This is a genomic window from Phycisphaerae bacterium (genome assembly GCA_041652575.1).
GTDB lineage: Bacteria > Planctomycetota > Phycisphaerae > Sedimentisphaerales > UBA12454 > UBA12454.
The window spans coordinates 1-18246 of record JBAZHC010000007.1 but is presented as its reverse complement, the minus strand read 5'-3'; the positions used below and the strand labels follow the sequence as shown (position 1 = coordinate 18246).

Genomic DNA, 18246 nt, shown 5'->3' with positions numbered 1-18246 from the left:
ACAAACTTTTTATTTTTTGTTTTCTATTTCAGAGCCGATTGGCTTGCTGTCGTATTTTCTCTGTCCTACAGGAACGGCAAAACCGACTCGTTTTTTAATTATCGAACCGACAGGACAAACATCGGCGGCTTTATCGGCGACTTTAAAATTGCTGTCTTTGAGGTTTGCTTCGGCGTTGACGGCCACTTTCTTGTTAATGCCTCTGCCTACAAATTCAAAAACGCCTTTATGGTCGATATCTCTTGAAGCCTCGACACATCTGCCGCACAGAATGCACCTGTTGCGGTCGATGAATATGTCCGGATGCGTGGCATCGATGTCTTTTTCCGGGAAAAGATAAGGATATTTCGGGGCCGGGATGCCGAGTCTGTAAGCCATAGCCTGCAGTTCGCAGTTGCCGCTCTTTTCGCAGAACATACAATAGTGATTGCCTTCGACAAAGAGCATATCGATAATATTGCGCCTGTGCTCTTTAAGCTCCGGCGTGTCATTTTCTACGGTCATTCCCTCTGTTATCGGCTGAGTACAGGCGGCCTGCGGTTTGCCGTTGACAATAACGGTACATACCCGGCAGCTTCCGTGGGGTATAAGCTCGGAGAGATAGCAGAGTCTTGGTATATAGATACCTGCCTGGTCAGCAGCCTGCAGAATAGTCTGTCCAGCCTTGCCTTTTATCTCAACGCCATCAATTGTAAAGGTTATATGCTCACTCATTTTTTATCCTCCATTAGGAGTCCTTAGGACTTTATTTTGTGTAGATTACAGATTGACGATTTGCAGCGGTTTCACCGTCTGCCAGAGCTTTTCTAATATCGAAATTCGGCTGCATACCGTCAGAAGATTTTTTGACTTTCGCTTCGTAGATTTTGCGGAAATTTTTCAGTGTGGTCAGTACCGGGTTCGGCGAAGTCTGCCCCATGCCGCATCTGCTGGTTGTCTTGATGCTTTCACCGAGTTTTTGCAGTATATCGAGGTCTTCCGGTTCGCCCTTGCCTGCGAGAATTTTATCAAGATATTTTTTCAGCAATACGTTGCCTACTCTGCACGGGGTGCAATAACCGCAGCTTTCCTCGACAAAGAATTCCATATACTCGGCGGCGATTTCCACCATATCTCTTTCCGGACCGAATATGACTACTGCTCCGCCTGTCGCCAAATCGTCATAGCAGATGGTTCGATTATAATCATTTGGACCTATTATCTGGCCGCTTGGACCGCCGATGAGTACAGCCTGTGCATCGTCGGCGCCGACTTCCTTCAGCAGGTCTGTTACTTTTATTCCGAATGGAAATTCATAAACGCCCGGCAGTCTGCAATCGCCGGAAATGCTCAGCAGTTTTGTACTTGGACTGCCTTTCGAGCCTACCTCCGCAAACCATGCGGCGCCCATTTCAAGTATGCGAGCCACACAGCATAATGTTTCAACGTTATTTACCGAGGTCGGAAGACCGAGGTAGCCTTTTTGTGCCGGGAACGGCGGCCTTGTTTTCGGGTCGCCTCGCAGACCTTCGCAGGAACTTATCAATGCCGTTTCTTCACCGCAGATGTATGCGCCTGCTCCCATCTGGATTGTAATATCGAAATTGAAGCCCTGTTTGCCAAGAATATTGTTACCGAGGAGTTTTTTATCTCTTCTGTCTTTTAAAACTTTTTCGAGCAGTTTTCTCAGGTAAGCGTATTCGCCCCGCAGGTACAGAATGCCTGCCTCTGCCCCGATTGCGTAGCCGCCGATTGTCATACCTTCGACAAGCATATCGGCACGTTCCGTCAGAAGGACTCTGTCCTTAAAAGTGCCTGGTTCGCCCTCATCGGCATTACAGAGGATGAATTTTTTATTGCCTGTCGCGGCCCGTGTGAACTGCCATTTCATTCCTGTCGGAAATCCCGCGCCGCCTCTGCCGCGAAGACGAGCTGTTTTTACTTCGTTGATTACTTCTACAGGACTCATAGCCAGAGCGTTTTTCAGGCCGGCTTCCTGTTTGTATTCGGAAAAAATAACCCTGCCTTTTTTTCTTACGCCGTTATGTACGCAGGAGTGAACAAGCTCATCGGCATTATTGCCGTCGCCGAGACGATGTTTTAGTTTCGCCGGGTCGTAATGCTTTTTAATATCATCGATAAGCTCTTTTACCTTGTCGGTGGAAAGATATGTTATGACTTCATCATTTACAAGTGCCGCCGGTGCCTGGTCGCACATTCCTATGCAGGGCGTATATTCGAGGGTTATTTTGCCGTCCGGTGTTGTCTGGCCGAAATCAATGCCGAGCTCTTTTTTAAATGCTTCGGCGATTCTATCGACGCCGGCCATCTTATCGACCACATCGTTACACAGACGGATGACAATTTTGCCTTTGGATTTTTTCGACAGAAACGCGTAAAACGAAACGACGCTTTCTACCTCGACCCTGTGGCAATTGACGGATTTGGCGATAAGATTCATCGCTTCGCTGCTGACCTGTCCGAATTGCTGTTGTACCGCTCGGACAATATCCATCATTCTTGTTCGGTCATTGCCGCAGGCCTGGCAAATCTTTTTAACTTCTGTCTGAAGATTTTCACTCATATTTTACCTCACAATAGCTTTCAGGAGCCCCCGTGACGACTTTACTTTCGTTAAAATTAAAACGATTAGTATATTCTTTTTGTTTATCGCTGTCTATGAAAAAAGCTGAAAAGAGCCTGATAAGAACAATTTTCAGCAGTTTAATTTATTGTGGAATAACAAAAACCCCCTGTATATAATCTGTGAGCGATAAAAAATAGTGTAATTTTCACAACAAGCCGTATTGTCGTGAAAGTGAGACAGATAGGGATTGTCCTGATTTAATATGACTGAAAAGCAAACAAGTTCGGTTGGTATTGTTGAGACCAAAACTATAAGGGTTGTCGATATTGATAAGCCTTTAAAGCTGGTCAGCGGGAAAACTCTGGCTCCTATAGATGCGGCCTATGAGACTTATGGACAGTTGAATTCCGCCGGCGATAATGCTGTGCTTATTTGTCACGCCCTTAGCGGAAGCGCTCACGCGGCCGGTTTTAACAGTGCCGACGATAAAAAGCCCGGCTGGTGGGACATAATGATAGGTCCCGGCAAGGCGATTGATACGAACAAATATTATGTAATATGTTCCAATTTTCTCGGAAGCTGCAGCGGCACAACCGGACCGTCGAGTATCAATATGCAGACGGGAAAACCTTACAATCTTGACTTCCCGATGATAACCATTGCGGATATGGTTAAGGTTCAGAAGTTACTGCTGGATAAGCTCGGCATAAAGCGGCTTTTAAGCGTTGTCGGCGGCTCAATGGGCGGAATGCAGGTGCTCCAGTGGGCGATAGAATATCCTGAGCTTGTCAAATCGGCGGTAGTAATTGCCGCTACGTCAAGGCTCGGTGCGCAGGCGATTGCCTTTGACGCGGTCGGCAGAAACGCAATCCTTTCGGATATTGAGGCCGGCAGGGCACCGAAGAAAGGTCTTGCCACCGCCAGAATGATTGGCCATATTACTTATCTTTCAGAAGAGAGCATGAGGGAAAAATTCGGCAGGGAACTGAGAAGCGCCGATGAATACAGTTACGATTTGAATTCTGAATTTTTAGTTGAGACATATCTCGACTATCAGGGCCAGAGCTTTGTCGACCGTTTTGACGCCAATTGCTATTTGTATATAACAAAGGCGATGGATTATTTCGACCTTGCCAGAGAGCACGGTTCGCTTGAGCAGGCTTTCGCGAAGACGAAAACAAGATTTTTAATAATCAGCTTTACAAGCGACTGGCTTTTTACGCCGGCTCAATCTGAAGAAATGGTAAACGCTCTTGTCGCGCAAAGAAAACTCGTCAGCTATTGTAATATTTTTTCGCCTTATGGTCACGATGCTTTTCTGCTGGAACCTGAAACGCTGGGCAGATTAATCAGCGGATTTATTTCGACGACTATTGAAAAGCCAAAGTTCGAAAGACTTTCCGTTATTTCCAGCGCAAAAGGCATTGAGCGCGTAAAAAGGCTCCGCGTTGATTACGAACTGATAGAATCGCTTATAGAACCCGACAGCAGGGTTCTTGATGTCGGCTGCGGAGACGGACAGCTTCTCCTGCATCTTCAGCACGATAAAAATATCGACGCTGAGGGCATCGAAGTTGACCAGGAACTGATTTTGCAGTGTGTAAGCGGCGGCCTTAATATAATCCACAGGGATATCGAACGCGGCCTCAGGCATTATCCGGACAACAGCTTCGATTATGCCATACTTTCCCAGACATTGCAGACGCTTAAAAATCCGCATCATGTTTTTGCTGAGCTTTTAAGAGTTGCGTCAAAAGTTATTGTAAGTTTTCCGAATTTCGCATATTGGCGGTGCAGAGCGGGCCTGTTCTTCAGCGGCAGGGCTCCCCGTACCAAACAGTTGCCTTTCGAATGGTACGATACGCCGAATATACACGTTATATCGATTAAGGATTTCGAAAAATTCTGTGATAAAATCGGCGCAAAAGTCGAGACAAAAATCCCGCTCATCGGCAATCGCCGAAGTCCTGTAAAGTTTGCTCCTAATCTCTTTGCCGAGCAGGCAATTTACCTGACAAGCCGAAAATAAAAAGATTTAACCGCCGAAGTATTCGTTGCCGACCTTTCTTGCCCGCTGAGGCTTATCAAGATTGATACCAAGACTTACGCCCGTTTCAACCAGGATATTCCATCCGGCGGCAAGATATACATAATTGGTCAGTTCTCCGATATCAGGTATTTTGATTGTTGGGAATATTGTTTCTTCATCGCAGACAGCGAAAACTTTTAAGCCCACGCCGTCGACGAGGGTCTGTTTTATCTTTTCCAGTTCGCTCTTGAACGGGTCAATCAGAATAACAACATCGTTTTTATTCATTACCTCTTCTACGCCGTGAACGGCATAAGTGCCTTCAAGGAAGTCGCTTTTCTTGCGGGTAATTTCGTTTGTTTTTAATGTTAATTCTTCTGCGACGCCGTCATTCTTGCCGGCGAAATAAATCGTACCTGCTGATGCTATCGCGTTTGTAATTTTTTCGTCTATCGGCATTGTCAGAGCCTTGTGAAATGCATCGGCCAGTTGAGACAATTTCCTGCCGAGCGATATCCCCTGAAATGCGGACAGTAATTCCTGATAGAACAGGGCCTGTTCGGCGACGCTTTTTGTGGCGGCCACAGCCAGCTCTTTTTCGCAGCTTAAGATAAAGGTCTGCTGTGCTATGGATTCGAGTTTTGTATTTTTATTTGCGATAAGCGCAAAGAGATTTTTATGATTAATCTTGTTAAGTTTTTCAAACAGGCGAATGACCTCTTTTGTTTGTCCGCTGTTGGATGCGCCGAAAACAACGAAGTCCGCAAGGTCGTAACTGCATGACTGCAGGCCGCCTTCTGTCGCGAGGTCGAGATTAATGCCCGCTCTTTTTGCGCAGTACATTGCGTTTTTGGCCGGGAAAATCCTGCTTGAGCCTTCGCCGGTAAAAAAGAGTTTCCCTTGTTGTTTGAGGGCGTTGAGGACTTTTTCGCTGTTTGAAAGCTTGAAATTTCGCAGAATATCCGGGGTCTGCATCATTTCACGGGTAAGGGCAAATTGTGCGTATTTAGCGTCGGTGTTCATTTTTTTCCTCCTTATTTAAAGTGTTAATAAGTTTTGCTAATCTCTTCGCTTTAAAACATAAGAAGGAATTATATCAGCTTTTTAAATAATATCTACAGTTTTGTATATTTTTAATAGGGACAACTTGGCTATAAATAACCTTGATTTGTTGCAATTAATGGATTGTCAGGTGGTTTTGTTTGGTTTCTTATTGCCTATGCAGTGGCACGAACCGTCCTGGTCATTTGCTCAAAACACTGTTTTAAGGAATCAGCTTGTTTTTCTACCATGGGGATATTACGTTCTCTGGCAGCTATAATGAGGGTTTTTACCCTTTCGGTAAAGCCGGTCAGTTGGGCATTATTGCTGTGTCTAATCAGTTTTGCCGCAAGGTCTTCCAGCTCTGTCAGACTTTCTGTCTCTATAGTATCTATAATAGTATCAATTAGTTTTGGGGCATTAGCTGTAAATATTGACAATGCGGTATAAAGATCCAGGTTGTATTCTTTGACTGCGTTTTTATGGTTGTTTCGATTCAACAAATTGTCCATAGCTTTTATTCAATTAATATAATCATAAAAAAAATATAAACAAAAAGGCACAACCTTTTTTTAGGTTGTGCCTTCTACTTACGAGCCTTAATACCGTCCGCAAAGGCAAAATACCTTAACTTATCTTTTTGTTATCGGCAGATTCCAGCGGAAGTTTTAAATTTTTTTGGCTTTTTTTGTCAGTTGTTCCAGTTTTATTCTTAGTTGTCCGAGTTCTTTTGACTTAAAGGAGCTTTTTGTCATTTCAAGTATTTTTATTGTTTCGGCCAAACCTTCAGTAAGTTCAGTAAGTTTCGGACAATTCAGAAGATTGCAGACCGCCGATTCTTTTTGGTCGTCTGCCAGTATTTGAGTAAGATTTTTTACATCCATAAATGCAGCGCTTATATTGCTCAGGGTCAGGTCGAGAAAATTTCTGATGGAAGTGGAAAATGTTTTATTGTTCCTTTTTTTAAGAACTTCCTCTATGTTCTGCATCTGTGTTTGCCACTGTTGGAGCCGTTCTTTTGTCTGGGAAACTGTTTGGAAAAGGTTTTTTTGTTTAATAGCCTGGTCAACGTTTTTCTTCAGTTCATCAAAATCGAGGGGTTTTACCATATATGCCGCGACAGGCAATTGGACCGCTTCAATGGCCGACTTCTGCGATGGATATGCGGTTACGAGTATAGCGAAAGTGCCTTTTGCCAGTTCCGGCAGATCCTTAATCAGTTCAAGATTCGGATTGCCGGGCATTTTTATGTCTGCGATAAGCAGGTCATAGGAATTTTGTTTTAGTTTTTCTATTGCTGCCGGAGCATCCGGAACACAATCGCAATGATAACCTTCCCGCCTGAGTAGCTCACCCGTGGAATCACAGAAGGTTTGTTCGTCGTCAGCCAGCAGAATGCGGCCCTGTCCAACCATAACAACCTCTTCTTTATTCGAATCTGATATTAAGTTTTTCTGCGATTCGCCCATTATTTTGAGACTGTATTTTAAATCCTCGTCGAGGCAATTTCAAGAAAACTTTCTTGTTTTTTTAACCAAGAGATTCAACGTACAACTGTGTTGCGGAGGTTGACTCAAACCCAAAAAGCCGATGTAATTCATCGATATCGGCGCCCTGCCGTAAAAGTTTTTGGGCAAAACTGTGCCTGAAATCGTAAGGAGTAATCGATTTATCCAGCCCTGCAAGTGCAATATATTTTTCAATTCTTCTGTCGGCACTTCTTACATCGAGTCTTGTGCCGAATTTATTCACAAAAATGGGATTTTGTGGATTTTTGTCATCAAAAGCCGTTTTTCTTTGCATTAGTTTCAGGTAGTAATTGAGTGTTCCGGCAACAGCGCCCGTCAGACTTATAAATCTTTTTTTATCGTTGGACGAGGTAATCGCCAGTTGGAGGTTACCTAAATTTACATCGCCTATGTTAAGATTGACAAGCTCGCTGACACGGATTCCGGTATTGCACAGCAATTCAAGCATGGCCCGGTCCCGTGCCCCAAGCCAGTTGTCGAGATTCGGCGTATGAAGCAACTGCCAGATTTGTTCGTCAGTGAGTATTTTAGGCGTATGTTTTTTGACTTTTGGCGGTTTGATTTCAGTCATAGGATTATAGTCGAGCCAGTGTTGGGAATTTAGAAAGTTGTAAAAGCAGAGAAGGGTTGCGAATTTCCGTCTTATGGAAGCCTGAGAATAGTTTCTTCTTTGCAGGTGGCTCATAAAAGCCCTTACCTTTTTCGTATCCGCTTTTATTAAAAACGATGCCGATTGTTCTTCCGGCCGGTTCGTTTTTTGCCCCGAAATGGGTACAATCTCCAACTTCTCAGTTTCAGCATTTTCATAACTTAGGAACGTCACAAATTGGTCAAGGTCGCTTCTGTAGCTGTTGATAGTTCTGTTTGCCCGATGTTTGCCATAACTGATAAATTTGAGAAACTCATTTTTTAGGTCACAATCTCGCACGACTTACCCCCGCATACTCCTATCATATACCCAAAATGATATACGCTATTAGCAGCGAGCATTGTCCTAATAAACTCAATTTATCTTATCATTTATATTATCGGCAATTCCAATAAAAAACATTTAGGAAACATTAAAACTTCTGGATATTTTCAAGTAACTTTTCCAGTTTTGTTCTTATTTCGGCCAATTGTTTTGATTTATACATTTCTCTGCTTTTTTTGATGGAATTTACAGCCTGTTCTATTCCATCTGTAAGGTCCGATAATTTAGAACAGTTCATAATTTTGCAGACTTGAGCATTAGGTTTAATATCGTCGAGCAGAAATGTAACAAGACGAATATTCTCGAAAACTTCGTCTATTTTTGCGGTCGTAATACTGAGAAAGCTTTTTAAGGCGGCGTCGAACGCATCATATCTGTTTTGCTGCAGGGTAAGCTCGATATTTTCCAGTTCTTCAACCCATTTCATAATATTGTTTTTAGTGTTGTTTACTGTCTTGTAGAGCATACTGACTTTAACAGCCGATTTGGTTTTTTGCAGCAACTCTGGAAGATCGAGAGGTTTAAGTATATAGGCGGTTACAGGCAGTGTGACTGCTGCGATGGCGGTTTGCTGAGAAGGGTAACCTGTTATGAGAATGATACTCATCGCAGGATGGCTGGAAGAGGCTTTTTGGACAAGTTCAAGGTTTAAATTGCCGGGCATTTTTATATCTGCGATAAGCAGGTCGTAATTTTTCTGCGAAAGTTTTTTCAGAGTCTGTTCAGTATTTTCGGCGATATCGCAATCGAATCCTTCGTTGCGAAGCAGTTGTGCCGTTGCCTCCAGAAAGGTTTGTTCGTCATCTGCGAGCAGGATATTTCCGAGAATATTGTCAGTTTGCTGATTCATTGTTTATTGGTATAGAAATATTAAATGTGGTTCCTATAGGTTTACGGTTTTCAAAAGATATTTTTCCTTCCATCGCGTTGATAATATCTTTTGTTATAGACAGTCCCAGCCCCAGCCCGCTTGCGGAACCGCCGGAGCCGGTTGTGAAGAAAGGCTCGAAGATTTTTTCCCTGATTTTTTCATCGATTCCAGGTCCTTCGTCGCTTACCTGGATATTAAGTCTCGAATCGCTTATTGCAGCGGCTATTTTGATTATCCCCTGTGGCGGCGATGCCTGAATAGCGTTTTGGACTATATTATAAACTACCTGCCTGAAAAGCGCTTCTGACAGGATAACAGATATATCATCTGAGCATTTGATTTCGATAAGTATCTGCTTTTCCTGGCTGGCGATTCTCAGAAGCTCAGTAATATCTTCAATAACTTCACGAACCATAAAATTATCTGCCGAGTCTGTATCAGGCCTGTAAAGGTCGAACATCTGTTTGACTATCTGCGAGACCCTGTTGATTTCCTTTTCGATTCTTGCAACGTATCCGAAATACTGATGATTCGATGGGATAGCGTCTTTTATCAGCAGAAACGAATTCTTAATTCCTGCCATAGGATTGTTGATTTCGTGAGCGATTTGTGCCGCAAGTTTGCCAAGAGCGGCATTTTTTTCGGTTTCCTGCAGGATTTTCTGAATGTGGTCTTTTTCCTCAATTGTTTTTGTCAACTGAGTATTTATTGTCTGCAGTGCCGCGGTGCGTTGTATGACTCTTTGTTCAAGTTCAAGATGAGCCTTTTTGAGCTGCTCTTCGGCCTTTAGTCTTTCGGTAATATCCTGACCGGTTGCAAGCAGGGCGGTTATTTTGCCATTTTCATCTTTCAGTGTTTTGTCAAACCACTCGACATATATAATCCTGCCGCTCTTTGCTATGATGGGATTGATATAGCCCTGTGTCGGGGTATTACGGATGGCTATTTCGAAAATCTTGTGGACTCTTTGTCTGTTCTGTGCCGGCAGGAAGGTTTCAATCCAGTTTTTTCCCTTTACTTCATCGAGTCGGTAACCGGATAGTTTTTCAAAATACGGGTTGAAGGTTATAATATTCGCATTGGCGTCCAGTACGAGGACGATAGTTTGTGCGGTCTCAATTAATTTTTGGGCAAAATCTCTCTGTTCCTTTAATTCTTTTTTTATTTCCAGCCGTTTTATTGCGCTCGCCAGGTCTTTTGCCGCCGTATCAATAAATTCAATTTCGAATTCTGTCCATTGACGCGGTTCTGTGCAGTTATCGAAACTTATGAAACCGCCCAATTGGTCATCAAGCATTATAGGGACAATAAGCAGTGCTTTTATATGTATCGATTCCCAGAAGTCAAGCTGTTCGGGCGGGAAGTTTTTCGTACAAAGGCGTATACATTTACCGGCGGTCAATATCTTTTGCCACACCGGAAAGATTTTTTCTAAAAAATATTTTTCTGTAAATTCTTTCGACACAGGCTGGATTTCGTTACGGCACCATTGTGTTTTTTGTCTGACGAGGGGCGTACCGGACTTTTCATCAGTGGTTTTTAAAAAGATGTGCACCCTGTCTACATCGGAAGCAGCTCCTAAAGTGGCAAGAAATTCATCGTATTTTATTTCTAATATTGAATGTAGAAGTATTCCGGCGGCCTTATCAAGAGCTTCGAGATAACATTTGTGTTTTTGCAGTTCCTGTTCGCGTGTTTTTCTTTCGGTCATATCTCTTGATAGCCCGCACAGTCCTGTCGGGTTGCCGTCTTTATCTTTCATCAGCCATGTATGGCACTCAACGACGATTTTGCTGCCGTCCGATGCCGTGTTGCAAACATCGCCGGACCATCTGCCATTTGCAAGAGTGGCCTGAACTATCTCGTTCTGAGTTGCGCCTAAAGAGGGGTCCTGACCATAAATTTCAACGTGTTGTCCGATTAGTTCATCTCTATTTCTTTTTATCCGGTTACACTGGGCCTGGTTTACATAGGTAATTTTTCCCTCAAAATCGGTAGCTGTGATACCATCGCCGATTTCGTCCAGCAGCGCTGCCTGAAAGCGAAGCTTTTCTTCGGATTCGGCCAGTTTCTTGTGTGCTCTTCGAACTTCAAGCCATCTTCTGAATGAACAAAAAGCCAATGCCGATGCAAGGAGGATTACGGCAAACATAATCTTATCGTGTTGAGCATAAGACCGGCAAAATGCACCCAAAATCCCCAGAGAATTTACGGTTAAAAACAGAACTGTTGCGGCAAGAATTAGAATTACAAATTCAATTGTAGCTTTAACTGCCGGCAGGTTTTTTTTGGAACCTTTTTCTTCCATGATGTTTAAATACTTTTTTGAATCCTCTCTTATTTTATAAGATATTTAAAACAAGCGGCAAAATCCCTGTTATTCATCTGATACGGCTTAGTCATTTTCAAGAGATGTTGAACGTTGCTGTTCTCATATATCGAGATTATCTTTAGATGCAGACTTAATAGGCTGTAATAGAGTATTTTTAGTCTTTGCGGTTGTCAATAACCAAGCGTAAAATTCTATAAATTTTCTTTCATAGTGAGGTTTAATCAGACTTTATTTAACCGGTTTCTTTTTTGGGAATATTGTCGAATGGCAATGAATTTTGTAGTTATTATTGATTACACGGCGAAGGTGGGGAAATAGGGGGGCTGAGGAATGTTTCTGTATCAGAGGGTGAATGGTTAAAAAAAAGCCCCTGATTGCAGGGGCTTTTTATTTAATGTGACTAACTGCCGGACATTACTGACAAGGGAAGGTATAACCGCAATATGTGTGGTAGATACGCGAAGATGCGCTTAAATTCCCAAAAATATCCATAGTCCAGACTCTGTAACCGGCATGGCTGACAGCCGTCATTTTTGTTGTGGTGTATGTTGGACTTTCCTGCCAGTCGCTGCTTAAATCAGAATTGGTAACACATTCGAAGTAGTAAAAGACCTGGCTGGCATCGGTAGCCGTTACAGCGGTCATCGTATGGTAATAGTAGCTGCCGCTCTGGTACCAGGAAGGCGGATTAAGCCACTCGCTCGGGTCTGGCAGCGGTGCATTAACATCCTCTGTCTCATTTGGTTCCTGACCTGCGGCAAGTGTGGTAGCAGACATTGGTATTGAATACTGAGTTTCGTTTTGAGCTGATGATTTATCACGAGCCTTGACTCTGTAAGTATATGTAGTATTGGGGTCAAGGCCGCTATCTTCATAAACTATGCTGCTTTGCCAGTTATTGTTATTGCAGTCATGGCAGCCGGGGCTGACGCAGTCAAAATAGTATTCAACGCCGCTGGTGTCGCAGGCGTCGGCTGCAACCATCCGGATGGAATTCGGCGATGTTGCCGAAGGCACTGTTGCCCATATCATCGGGTCAGGATTAGGCGGAGTTGTATCTTCGCCTGTTATTGCATAACCGATAACGCTCCAGCCGGTTTCATTGAGTCGGGCATCACGTGCCTTGACGCGATAACCATATTGTACGTTGTTGGTAAGGCTGTCATTAGTGTACACTGAACATGGATCCCAGTCCCTGTCATTATTATTGTTGGTTGGCGAGCAATTGCCGCCGGATACACAATCGAAATAGTATTGAACGGTCGAACCTGAATTATCTCTGGCGGTAGTTGCCGTCATTGTAATTGAAGTTGCTCCCGCAGAACTCGGTCTTGCTGCCCATGTCATCGGGTCTGGTTTTGGCGGAATTTTTTCTACATCACCGTAGTTTTCCGTAAAGAGGGCGTAATCTATGAAGTCAACTTCGCCGTCTTCAGTTATATCGCGATCATGGCAGAAATACGGGAAGCTGCAATTGCTGTGCATCCAGTATTCCATAAACGCGGCTAAGTCATCGAAATCCACATCGCCGTCAAAGTCAAAATCACCGACTATGTCAGCGGTCAGAGTGTAATGATAACCCATATCTACATTCGAATCTGCGATATCAATAACATGGTCTGTTCTGGTAGTGTGTCTGTACATATCATTGGCTATAGCAGTGTCGAGACCGGCATCGACGCAGTTGCTGTCCTTCGGGTTTGAGTAGTTGGCATCATTGGCGTCAAGCTGGCTGAGGTAGTAATTGCCGCCAAACGGGCCGCTAATAAACCACGGATTTGTCAGGTTTGTGCCGCTGAAATTGGATATGTCATTCCAGTCGAGTATACAGCCGTTTGCGTAGTCAGCAAATACATCTGCTGCGCCACCCTGTACGTCACTGTAGTAAACGCTGACCTTCGCTTTTCTCTTATCTGCGGCATCAAAGTTGCTTCCAATGGATATTTCTGAACCATATTCAGCTCTGTTGTACCAGAGGATACTGTTAATAACCCTGGCGTAAGCATCATAAGCACAGCTCAAACCTCCGCCAAAGCCTACGATAGTGGAATTATTATCCACGACAAGGTTGTTTGCGATTGTGCAGTTTGAAAGAGTAAGCTCGGTATCCCAGTTGGCTGATATACCGGCACCGTCACGGCCGGCAGTATTGGAAGTAATCAGACAGTTGTGCATATTCGGCTCGAATTCGCCGCTGAAGTAGGCACCGCCGCCGGATTCGGAGGCCGTATTATTCATAATCTGGCAGTCATAGAATTTTGACGCACTTGATGCACTGTAAATTGCGCCGCCCTGACCTGCGGGGTCAACGGCATGATTGTTAACGAAATTACAATTAAAGATAATCGAATCGCTGTCTAAAAGCAGTATGCCGCCGCCAAACATTGCGGTTGAGCCTTCAAAGTTGCATTTGCTTATGTGGGCGACAGAGTTTTCCCAATACATAGCACCGCCGGCACAGGCAATGTTGTCGGTAAATGTGCAATACTTAAATACCGGTATTGAACTGCCTTCAGCACAAACGGCTCCGCCGTAGCTGACTATTGGATTAAACAGGACGAAATCATCATCATAGGTTCTGTTGGCATCGCCAATCTGATTACGTGTGTCGGCCTCGTTGCTGATGAAGATACAGCCGGTAAATTTCGGCTCGCTTTCGCTGGCTATATAAACAGCTCCGCCAAAGGAGTCGATGGCGTAATGATAATTAGGCCAGCCGTCAATATTGCTTGAGCCGCTTGTGCCGCTGAGAGCAGTATTGCCCTGGAAGAAACAGTTTTCGAATTCTGGTTTACTGCCGCTGCCGCAGTAAATTGCGCCGCCTTTACCGCTATAATACGAAGGTGACTGGTACGGGCCGAAGTCCCATCTGACGGAGTTGGAGTCGCCCCAGTTTCCGCCATGACCTCTGGTAGCGCCATCGCCTCCGCTGCCGCTCTGGACATAGCAATCAATAAAATCGCAGTTTTTGACAAGCGGATTACTTGTAGGATCAATTCCTATTGCGCCGCCATGTGCGTAACCTGCCCATCCGCCGTCGCCCCATTCAGTTGAGCCTTCACAGCCATTGCTGCCTGTGGCCGAGCATCTGACGAATCGGCAATTGCGGATTGTTGGTGACGCGTTATACAATCTCATCGCACCGCCAAGGATATTGTATCCATTGTATCCGTCACCATTTTCACTATGAGCCCATTCCGCAGAACAATCAACAGTGCCTGCGTAATAATGAGCATCCTGAATGGTAATTCCGTCAAACACCATTGTCCGGTCAGTATTAGTAATGGTAAAACCGTTGCCTGACAATATAGTTTGAGCCACGGTACACGGGTCGTCCGGCTTGCTGCCGGCAATTATGACATTTTTGCCGTTTATATAAATTACCGACATGTCTAAATTATTGTCGTTCCCTTGATAAGTACCCTTAGCGAGGATAATCTTATCGCCGCCCTTAGCGGCGTCAATTGCATGCTGCAGAGATGGATACTGGGTTGGTACGTAGAGTTTTGCCGGCTGTTCAAACGACACAGTTACAGATCTATCGACAACCATAACCACATAGTTTGTGGCATTAGTCGAACTGTCGTTGTCCGTACCGGTCCAAATTCTTCTTTCCCAGCCTAAATCGGCAGTTGTTGTAAGCTGAACGATAGTGCCTTCATAATACTCGTTGGTGCCAACCGGGCTGATTACGCCGCGAGTTCCAATAACCTGAGTCGTTAATGTGAGGACTTCGGCGTTTTTGGTATTGATGTAATGGAAGCCGATATCTACCAAATCCGCATCGTTGGCGTCAGGCGCCGAATTGCTGTCTGTTCTTGTTGTATAATCAGCCATAGTTGTATTCGGCAGAACCGGGATATTGGCCGCAAAGTCGTTTCCTTTGTTTATTGCAGGAGAGTTGTGATCCTGTCCGGCAACTTTTTGACTCAGATAATAATCGCCAAGGTCGCCTGTGACGAACAGCGGGTCGCCTGCGACGTTACCTCCGCCTGTATTTGAATTTAGCTCTGTCAGGGCATTAGCATCAGGTACCAGCGGGTTTTCACTGTCATAAGTCATATAAATTGTTCTGTCAGGATCGTAACGGTAATAATCGCCGTTTCTGTTATCGTAGAACAGACAGTTTGACAGATTTACGCTGCCGCCGATATTTTCGTATATCGCGATGTTTCGGCACTTATTAAATATACAGTTAGTAATCGTCGGGAACGAATTGTACTCACAGAATACGGCACTTCCCTTGCCGTCAGCCGGAAGTCTGTGCTGGTCAAAGGTGCAGTTGTTAATTATCGGTGAAGCGTCAAGTCGGGATACGATAGCCCCGCCATTAACGACCGCCGAGTTATTTTTAAACAGGCAGTTATTAACCTTTGACGGATATGGAACAACAGAAGATACGCCCTGGAACAGAATTCCACCAGCGGAGAAATTCGATGTGTTGTCGCTTATCGTGCAATTTGCAATCAGCACAGAGGTGTTCGATACGACCAAACCTCCGCCTCTGCCATATTTTCCGGTTGCGGTATTTCCTGAAATAATTCCGCCGTTTATCGTAGAGGAATAACCTGTAATCAAATAGAGTCCGCCGCCGCTGTCAGCCGAATTGTTGTTTATATAGCAGGTATCGAAATCCGCAATGAAGAATTTTGCGTATATGCCGCCGCCCCATCTTGCGGAGTTGCCTGTGATAACGCATTTGGTCATTTTGACGGTTATCGGGCTGTCAGGACTGCCAATGAGATACAAGGCGCCGCCGTCACGAATAGCATTTGAGTCATCGGCCGCGTCGTAAGCGGTGGCATTTCCTCCGAACGAACAGTCGGTAAGTGTTATAGTGTTTTTGGCAGCATAAACAGCTCCGCCGTTACGGAAAGAGGTGTTCTGGCTGAATTTAGATTTTGCAATTGTGATTACGCTGTCTTGCTCGGAGTAAATTGCACCGGCAGCACCATCAGTGGCATTGCTGTTAGGATCTAAAACTGAATTCTCTTTAAATATGCAATCGTTAAAGTCAACGACGGAATTTTCAGCACAGTAAACGGCACCGGCGAAAGATGAACTTACTGAAGAGCCGGCCATACCATTCAACCCGGAAGTAGTGCCTACACCTCCTGAACCGGCAACTCCGCCGCCGGTACTTGTGGAAACGGCTGTGTTTCCAGTGAATATACAACCGCTGATTGAAGGATTGGAGAGTGTCTCGCAATATATTGCACCGCCGCGGCATACACCGTTGGCATTTCCGCCGTTACCGCCGTCACCGCCATTGCTCTTATAGCTATTATCCGTATCGCTATAATAACCATCGCCGCCATCGCCTCCACTTCCGGCTATAGCGTCTTGAGCCGTATTGTTATTGAACTGGCAGAATTTAATGGCTGGGCTGCTGCTGACATCGCAATAAATTGCACCGCCATAACCGGCACCGATTGCATCGCCGCCGTCTCCGCCATCTGTGCCGTTGGCGTAGCCGATGACGAGAGGGTAGCCATCACGTCCGCGTTGACCGTTACCGCCAATAGGACCAAATACTTTGCAGTTTGTGAATACACAATTTGAAATTGTTGGAGCGGCATTTGGACCGATGAGCATTGCGCCGCCTTTTCCATTACCAACAGCATCTTGGCCCGCAGCGCCGACTGGTCCGGAGGCACGGCCGTTTATTATGGTAAGGCCCTTGATAACAGTGTCGGAACCTTCGCTGTTCTGGAAGATGAATGCACGGGCACTGTTCCGGCAATCAATGACAGTGTTGGCAACAACGTTCGGGTCATTCGGGTCGGCAGAACGTATAGTTATTGCCTTGCCCTGCAGATCGATACCATTCTCGTTGGGGACAGTGTAGAATGGATAAATATCGGTGTTTGTCATGACGTAAATAACATCACCGTTTTCGGAATTATCAACGGCTTCCTGTATAGTCTCATATTCGTCCGGCACAATGATATTGCGCCGTGTGTAATATTCAAATTCAACGGCTACTTTCTTGTCGGAGTTCATCAAAATGCTGAATTGGCGACTATGTGTATCAAAGACAGTATTTGGTTCAGCCGCAGTACTGCCATAAACAATCCATCGCGAAACTCTATAGTTGGTGTTGGTAACGGCGCGAAGCTCAGCGACGATACCATGATAAACCTCATGAACTCCGGGCTCCCATGGCGAGTCGATGGTTCCGCCTATTATGCCGTTTACCAGCGGTGGTACCGCAACAGTAAGCGTATGCTTATGGACATCTGTGTCATAGTGATAGCCAAGGTCCAGCGCGTTGGCATCATCAACAAGATCCGTTCGCGTTGTACGTTTTGTACCGAGAACGGAAGCAGGGGTGCTGCCTCTGTCAACGCAATTACTATCATATGTCTGGCCGGCAAGAGTCTGGCTCAGATAATAGCTGCCCTGGAGAGGACCTGCTGCGAATAATGGATTTGCTGTGATATTGTTATAGTCTGTTATTATACAGCCGGCCTCAGCAGATGCACCGCCGATTAAGTCGATATCACTGTGAGTTATCTTTAAACTGGCAGTCAATGAATGAGCCGGATCGCCGCTTCCGAGAGCAATTTGCGAACCTTCATTTGCGATATTGCCCCATATAATAGAGTCGTTTACCTCTGTTATGCTTCCGTACGAGCAATAAAGACCTCCGCCGTTTACTATGGCAAAGTCGGACGAAACAACGTTATTGTCTGCTATGGTACAGCTTTTGATTTTTGCCGTGGCATACCAGTTGGTTGATATACCGCCGCCGTCACGTCTGGATTCATTCTTTACGATAAGACAGTTTACGATTTGCGGATAGTTTGCATCTGCCAGTTCGCCTCCGATGTAAATACCGCCGCCGGAGGTATTGGCCATATTGCTCATAATCTGGCAGTCTGCGACTCTTTCAAGACTTGCGA

General features: G+C 44.9%; 10 protein-coding genes. 1 reads left to right on the top strand and 9 read right to left on the bottom strand.

Annotation, left to right across the window (positions count from 1 at the left end; all coding sequences use genetic code 11):
- Nucleotides 1-9 precede the first annotated feature (9 nt).
- Nucleotides 10-714, bottom strand: coding sequence for a 2Fe-2S iron-sulfur cluster-binding protein (locus WC496_06590; GenBank protein ID MFA5292687.1), 705 nt, complete (start codon nucleotides 712-714; stop codon nucleotides 10-12).
- A gap of 31 nt (nucleotides 715-745) precedes the next feature.
- Nucleotides 746-2563: an NAD(P)H-dependent oxidoreductase subunit E gene (locus tag WC496_06585; protein ID MFA5292686.1), complete on the bottom strand. Its 1818-nt coding sequence runs from the start codon at nucleotides 2561-2563 to the stop codon at nucleotides 746-748.
- A gap of 265 nt (nucleotides 2564-2828) precedes the next feature.
- Between WC496_06585 and WC496_06580 the strand changes: the two genes are divergently transcribed.
- On the top strand, nucleotides 2829-4595 hold the full coding sequence (locus WC496_06580; protein MFA5292685.1) for a homoserine O-acetyltransferase: 1767 nt from the start codon (nucleotides 2829-2831) through the stop codon (nucleotides 4593-4595).
- A 6-nt stretch (nucleotides 4596-4601) separates the two neighbouring features.
- Here the strand turns inward: WC496_06580 and WC496_06575 are convergent, their stop codons facing one another.
- The 7 genes from WC496_06575 to WC496_06545 form a co-directional block, all read right to left on the bottom strand.
- Nucleotides 4602-5618 carry a sugar isomerase gene (locus tag WC496_06575; protein MFA5292684.1) on the bottom strand — a complete coding sequence of 339 codons (1017 nt, stop codon included), beginning with the start codon at nucleotides 5616-5618 and terminating at the stop codon, nucleotides 4602-4604.
- Nucleotides 5619-5812: 194 nt separating this feature from the next.
- Complete coding sequence (locus WC496_06570) at nucleotides 5813-6148, bottom strand: hypothetical protein (protein MFA5292683.1); 336 nt, start codon at nucleotides 6146-6148, stop codon at nucleotides 5813-5815.
- Between the two features lie 156 nt (nucleotides 6149-6304).
- Entirely contained in the window at nucleotides 6305-7051 is a 747-nt protein-coding gene (locus WC496_06565) for a response regulator (GenBank protein ID MFA5292682.1), read from the bottom strand.
- A gap of 115 nt (nucleotides 7052-7166) precedes the next feature.
- Nucleotides 7167-8093, bottom strand: a complete 927-nt coding sequence (locus tag WC496_06560; GenBank protein MFA5292681.1) for a tyrosine-type recombinase/integrase — start codon at nucleotides 8091-8093, stop codon at nucleotides 7167-7169.
- 133 nt (nucleotides 8094-8226) lie between these two features.
- Nucleotides 8227-8988 (bottom strand): response regulator, encoded by a 762-nt coding sequence (locus tag WC496_06555; protein MFA5292680.1) that lies wholly within the window; start codon nucleotides 8986-8988, stop codon nucleotides 8227-8229.
- The gene (locus WC496_06550) at nucleotides 8972-11317 is read right to left on the bottom strand and encodes a PAS domain S-box protein (protein ID MFA5292679.1); all 2346 of its coding nucleotides are present in this window, start codon (nucleotides 11315-11317) and stop codon (nucleotides 8972-8974) included. The genes WC496_06555 and WC496_06550 overlap by 17 nt, the downstream gene beginning before the upstream one ends.
- 438 nt (nucleotides 11318-11755) lie before the next feature.
- Nucleotides 11756-18202, bottom strand: coding sequence for a right-handed parallel beta-helix repeat-containing protein (locus WC496_06545; protein MFA5292678.1), 6447 nt, complete (start codon nucleotides 18200-18202; stop codon nucleotides 11756-11758).
- Nucleotides 18203-18246 lie beyond the last annotated feature (44 nt).